Below are 6,055 nucleotides of genomic sequence, written 5' to 3' on the forward strand. Positions count from 1 at the left end.
TTTTATACCTCACTTCCTTTGAAAGCAAAGCGACATATTTCCGTCCCGGAAACGGGAAGGTATATGTAAACAACAGAGATTGAACTGAAGAGTTTGATCCTGGCTCAGATTGAACGCTAGCGGGATGCTTTACACATGCAAGTCGAACGGCAGCACGAGGAGCTTGCTCCTTGGTGGCGAGTGGCGAACGGGTGAGTAATATATCGGAACATGCCCAGTAGCGGGGGATAACTACTCGAAAGAGTGGCTAATACCGCATACGTCCTACGGGAGAAAGCAGGGGACCTTCGGGCCTTGCACTATTGGAGTGGCCGATATCGGATTAGCTAGTTGGTGGGGTAAAGGCCTACCAAGGCGACGATCCGTAGCTGGTTTGAGAGGACGACCAGCCACACTGGGACTGAGACACGGCCCAGACTCCTACGGGAGGCAGCAGTGGGGAATTTTGGACAATGGGGGAAACCCTGATCCAGCCATCCCGCGTGTGCGATGAAGGCCTTCGGGTTGTAAAGCACTTTTGTCAGGAAAGAAATCGCCCGGGATAATACCTCGGGTGGATGACGGTACCTGAAGAATAAGCACCGGCTAACTACGTGCCAGCAGCCGCGGTAATACGTAGGGTGCAAGCGTTAATCGGAATTACTGGGCGTAAAGCGTGCGCAGGCGGTTCGGAAAGAAAGATGTGAAATCCCAGGGCTTAACCTTGGAACTGCATTTTTAACTACCGGGCTAGAGTGTGTCAGAGGGGGGTGGAATTCCGCGTGTAGCAGTGAAATGCGTAGATATGCGGAGGAACACCGATGGCGAAGGCAGCCCCCTGGGATAACACTGACGCTCATGCACGAAAGCGTGGGGAGCAAACAGGATTAGATACCCTGGTAGTCCACGCCCTAAACGATGTCAACTAGCTGTTGGGGCCTTCGGGCCTTAGTAGCGCAGCTAACGCGTGAAGTTGACCGCCTGGGGAGTACGGTCGCAAGATTAAAACTCAAAGGAATTGACGGGGACCCGCACAAGCGGTGGATGATGTGGATTAATTCGATGCAACGCGAAAAACCTTACCTACCCTTGACATGTCTGGAATCCCGAAGAGATTTGGGAGTGCTCGCAAGAGAACCGGAACACAGGTGCTGCATGGCTGTCGTCAGCTCGTGTCGTGAGATGTTGGGTTAAGTCCCGCAACGAGCGCAACCCTTGTCATTAGTTGCTACGAAAGGGCACTCTAATGAGACTGCCGGTGACAAACCGGAGGAAGGTGGGGATGACGTCAAGTCCTCATGGCCCTTATGGGTAGGGCTTCACACGTCATACAATGGTCGGGACAGAGGGTTGCCAAACCGCGAGGTGGAGCTAATCTCAGAAACCCGATCGTAGTCCGGATTGTAGTCTGCAACTCGACTACATGAAGTCGGAATCGCTAGTAATCGCGGATCAGAATGTCGCGGTGAATACGTTCCCGGGTCTTGTACACACCGCCCGTCACACCATGGGAGTGGGTTCTACCAGAAGTAGTTAGCCTAACCGCAAGGAGGGCGATTACCACGGTAGGATTCATGACTGGGGTGAAGTCGTAACAAGGTAGCCGTATCGGAAGGTGCGGCTGGATCACCTCCTTTAAGAGCATATGTACACGAAGCGAAAGCGTCCACGCTTATCGGTTGTTGTTTAGGATGAGTCGGTAGCAGGAGAGGAATGGGAAGTCACCTTCCTGGTTCTGCTCCGGTACGGACTCTAAGGTTTAGGGTCTGTAGCTCAGTCGGTTAGAGCACCGTCTTGATAAGGCGGGGGTCGTTGGTTCGAATCCAACCAGACCCACCAACGGTTTTGCAGTATGAAGATGCTGTAGATTGGGGGATTAGCTCAGCTGGGAGAGCACCTGCTTTGCAAGCAGGGGGTCGTCGGTTCGATCCCGTCATCCTCCACCAAACCTTGGTTTGCCCTGGAAACAACAAACTTATCGGATTTGAGTTCAACGGTGAGCGCACGCGAGTGTGTTGATCGTTGGGTTTAGACCTGACGGCTGTTTTGTTCTTTAACAATTTGGAAGAAGCACAACGAGAAGTGTTTAACATGGAATCGCGAAAGCGATGAAATTTTAGATACGGGTTGTGATTGCAAAATCGAAAAGTTCAATTCTCAAGACTTCGAGAAATCGAAGTTGCTTTGAATGAACGGCACAATCGCATACAGCATAGCCTATAGCCGACATGGTTATAGGATCAAGCGACTAAGTGCACATGGTGGATGCCTTGGCGATTACAGGCGATGAAGGACGTGGTAGCCTGCGAAAAGCTACGGGGAGCTGGCAAACAAGCATTGATCCGTAGATGTCCGAATGGGGAAACCCACTCCGCAAGGAGTATCCTGCACTGAATACATAGGTGCAGAGAAGCGAACCGGGTGAACTGAAACATCTCAGTAGCTCGAGGAAAAGAAATCAACCGAGATTCCGAAAGTAGCGGCGAGCGAAATCGGAAGAGCCTGTACGATTTAGCGGTAATGATAGTGGAATGGATTGGAAACTCCAGCCGTAGCAGGTGATAGCCCTGTACACGAAATCAATACTGTGGAACTAAGCGTACGACAAGTAGGGCGGGACACGTGAAATCCTGTCTGAAGATGGGGGGACCATCCTCCAAGGCTAAATACTCGTAATCGACCGATAGTGAACCAGTACCGTGAGGGAAAGGCGAAAAGAACCCCGGAAGGGGAGTGAAATAGATCCTGAAACCGTGTGCATACAAACAGTAGGAGCCTCCTTGTGGGGTGACTGCGTACCTTTTGTATAATGGGTCAGCGACTTACATTCAGTGGCAAGCTTAACCGAATAGGGGAGGCGTAGCGAAAGCGAGTCCGAATAGGGCGTTCAGTCGCTGGGTGTAGACCCGAAACCAAGTGATCTATCCATGGCCAGGTTGAAGGTACCGTAACAGGTACTGGAGGACCGAACCCACTAATGTTGAAAAATTAGGGGATGAGCTGTGGATAGGGGTGAAAGGCTAAACAAACTTGGAAATAGCTGGTTCTCTCCGAAAACTATTTAGGTAGTGCCTCGCGTATTACTGCCGGGGGTAGAGCACTGTTATGGCTAGGGGGTCATGGCGACTTACCAAACCATGGCAAACTCCGAATACCGGCAAGTACAGCGCGGGAGACAGAGCACCGGGTGCTAACGTCCGGACTCAAGAGGGAAACAACCCAGACCGCCAGCTAAGGTCCCGAATTATTGCTAAGTGGGAAACGAAGTGGGAAGGCATAGACAGTCAGGAGGTTGGCTTAGAAGCAGCCACCCTTTAAAGAAAGCGTAATAGCTCACTGATCGAGTCGTCCTGCGCGGAAGATGTAACGGGGCTAAGCAATAAACCGAAGCTGCGGGTGTATATCTTAGATATACGCGGTAGGAGAGCGTTCTGTAAGCCTGCGAAGGTGGCTTGTAAAGGCTGCTGGAGGTATCAGAAGTGCGAATGCTGACATGAGTAGCGATAAAGGGGGTGAAAAGCCCCCTCGCCGTAAGTCCAAGGTTTCCTGCGCAACGTTCATCGGCGCAGGGTGAGTCGGCCCCTAAGGCGAGGCAGAGATGCGTAGCTGATGGGAAACTGGTTAATATTCCAGTACCGTCGTATAGTGCGATGGGGGGACGGATCGCGGAAGGTCATCAGGGTGTTGGAAGTCCCTGTTTCTGCATCGAAGAAGGCGCTTAGGCAAATCCGGGCGCGTAATTCAAGGGTGTGGATCGAGTGAAACTTGTTTCACGAAGTGATTGGAAGTGGTTCCAAGAAAAGCCTCTAAGCTTCAGCTATACGAGACCGTACCGCAAACCGACACAGGTGGACGGGATGAATATTCCAAGGCGCTTGAGAGAACTCGGGATAAGGAACTCGGCAAATTGATACCGTAACTTCGGGAGAAGGTATGCCCTTGTAGCGTGATGCACCTGCGTGCAAAGCGTGAAGGGGTCTCAGAGAATCGGTGGCTGCGACTGTTTATTAAAAACACAGCACTCTGCAAACACGAAAGTGGACGTATAGGGTGTGACGCCTGCCCGGTGCCGGAAGGTTAAGTGATGGGGTGCAAGCTCTTGATCGAAGCCCCGGTAAACGGCGGCCGTAACTATAACGGTCCTAAGGTAGCGAAATTCCTTGTCGGGTAAGTTCCGACCTGCACGAATGGCGTAACGATGGCCACACTGTCTCATCCCGAGACTCAGCGAAGTTGAAGTGGTTGTGATGATGCAATCTACCCGCGGCTAGACGGAAAGACCCCATGAACCTTTACTGTAGCTTTGCATTGGACTGTGAACAAATCTGTGTAGGATAGGTGGGAGGCGTTGAAAGCGAGTCGCCAGATTCGCCGGAGCCAACCTTGAAATACCACCCTGGTTTGTTTGCGGTTCTAACCTTGGCCCGTTATCCGGGTCGGGGACAGTGCATGGTGGGCAGTTTGACTGGGGCGGTCTCCTCCCAAAGTGTAACGGAGGAGTTCGAAGGTACGCTAGAGACGGTCGGAAATCGTCTTGATAGTGCAATGGCATAAGCGTGCTTAACTGCGAGACTGACAAGTCGAGCAGGTGCGAAAGCAGGACATAGTGATCCGGTGGTTCTGAATGGAAGGGCCATCGCTCAACGGATAAAAGGTACTCTGGGGATAACAGGCTGATACCGCCCAAGAGTTCATATCGACGGCGGTGTTTGGCACCTCGATGTCGGCTCATCACATCCTGGGGCTGTAGCCGGTCCCAAGGGTATGGCTGTTCGCCATTTAAAGTGGTACGTGAGCTGGGTTTAAAACGTCGTGAGACAGTTTGGTCCCTATCTGCCGTGGGCGTTGGATACTTGACGGAGCCTGCTCCTAGTACGAGAGGACCGGAGTGGACGTACCTCTGGTGTACCGGTTGTCATGCCAATGGCATTGCCGGGTAGCTAAGTACGGAAGAGATAACCGCTGAAAGCATCTAAGCGGGAAACTCGTCTGAAGATAAGGTATCCCGGGGGCTTGACCCCCCTGAAGGGTCGTTCGAGACCAGGACGTTGATAGGCTGGGTGTGGAAGTGCAGTAATGCATTAAGCTAACCAGTACTAATTGCCCGTGCGGCTTGATCCTATAACGATGGCGGTTAATAAACCTGCTAACGTCTGTATGACAAGTGCCGTTCAAAACTCAAAACCTGGCTGCTCCGTCAGCAGCCAGGCCAACGAAATAAATTACAACCTCAAGCGTGCGATGAGTTATACTCTCGCACCATGTGTTTCTTCCGAATTGGGCCAGGATGGCTAAACCCCATCCCAGCCAAACAGTTACGCTTGACGACCATAGCAAGGTGGTACCACTCCTTCCCATCCCGAACAGGACAGTGAAACGCCTTCGCGCCGATGATAGTGGACGGACGTCTGTGAAAGTAGGTCATCGTCAAGCTCTTATCCTCAGAACCCCTCTCTGCACATGCAGAGAGGGGTTTTGTCTTTGGGGCGTCCGGAAATCATCAGGCCGGTCGGGCCGCGACGAAACGCTTCCTGATGCCGACCTGGTTAACCGTCGTAACCGTTCGGCGAACCTACCTTGTACCGGCGCTTAGGGCATAAGAGATACTGCTCCATTAAAACAGGTGGAGCAGTATGCACTCTGCGGAACAGATCGGGGCTGGCCCGAGACGCCGTCGGCGGTACACGGCGGAATACAAAAGTGACTTGGCGATACAGTGCCTGCAGTCGCATGTGTCGATTGCCTCTCGCGTTGGCCCACGGATTGAACGCCAATCTGCTACGACGTTGGGTCGGGGAGTACATAAAGACAGCCTGAATGCAGCGCCCACGTCATCGGGGCGCCTGCCTGCCTCAGCCTGCGGGCTTCAGCACCAGAATGTGATCCCCGGCTTCATCGGTGCCGCCGTCATGCACCCAGCCCAGATGACGGTAAAAACCGTAGGAACGTACCTTGGGATCACTGGAACAGGACAGGAACAGGGTTTGCCTGCCCAGGTGCCGCAAGGCCTCCACGACCTGACTCAGCAGCAAACGACCCAGGCCATGGCCTTCGTCTTCCGGTAGCAAAGCCAGCA

1 protein-coding gene, 2 tRNA genes and 3 rRNA genes are annotated in these 6,055 nt (G+C 52.8%); 5 read left to right on the top strand and 1 reads right to left on the bottom strand.

Going from position 1 to position 6,055, the window contains the following annotated elements:
- Positions 1 to 81 precede the first annotated feature (81 nt).
- The 5 genes from EV679_RS17520 to rrf all read left to right on the top strand — a co-directional run bounded on the left by EV679_RS17520 (position 82) and on the right by rrf (position 5,412).
- A 16S ribosomal RNA gene (locus tag EV679_RS17520) occupies positions 82 to 1,616 on the top strand.
- Positions 1,617 to 1,741: 125 nt separating this feature from the next.
- Positions 1,742 to 1,818, top strand: a tRNA-Ile gene (locus EV679_RS17525).
- Positions 1,819 to 1,849: 31 nt separating this feature from the next.
- Positions 1,850 to 1,925: transfer RNA gene (locus EV679_RS17530), tRNA-Ala, on the top strand.
- A 292-nt stretch (positions 1,926 to 2,217) separates the two neighbouring features.
- Positions 2,218 to 5,100, top strand: a 23S ribosomal RNA gene (locus EV679_RS17535).
- A gap of 199 nt (positions 5,101 to 5,299) precedes the next feature.
- A 5S ribosomal RNA gene (gene rrf, locus EV679_RS17540) occupies positions 5,300 to 5,412 on the top strand.
- The 16S, 23S and 5S rRNA genes sit together here with 2 tRNA genes alongside, the layout of an rRNA operon.
- 419 nt (positions 5,413 to 5,831) lie before the next feature.
- On the opposite strand, the gene EV679_RS17545 is transcribed toward rrf, so the two are convergent.
- On the bottom strand, positions 5,832 to 6,055 hold a 224-nt coding region (locus EV679_RS17545), incomplete at its 5' end, for a GNAT family N-acetyltransferase (protein WP_130487920.1).

This window comes from Kerstersia gyiorum (assembly GCF_004216755.1).
Classification (GTDB): domain Bacteria; phylum Pseudomonadota; class Gammaproteobacteria; order Burkholderiales; family Burkholderiaceae_B; genus Kerstersia; species Kerstersia gyiorum.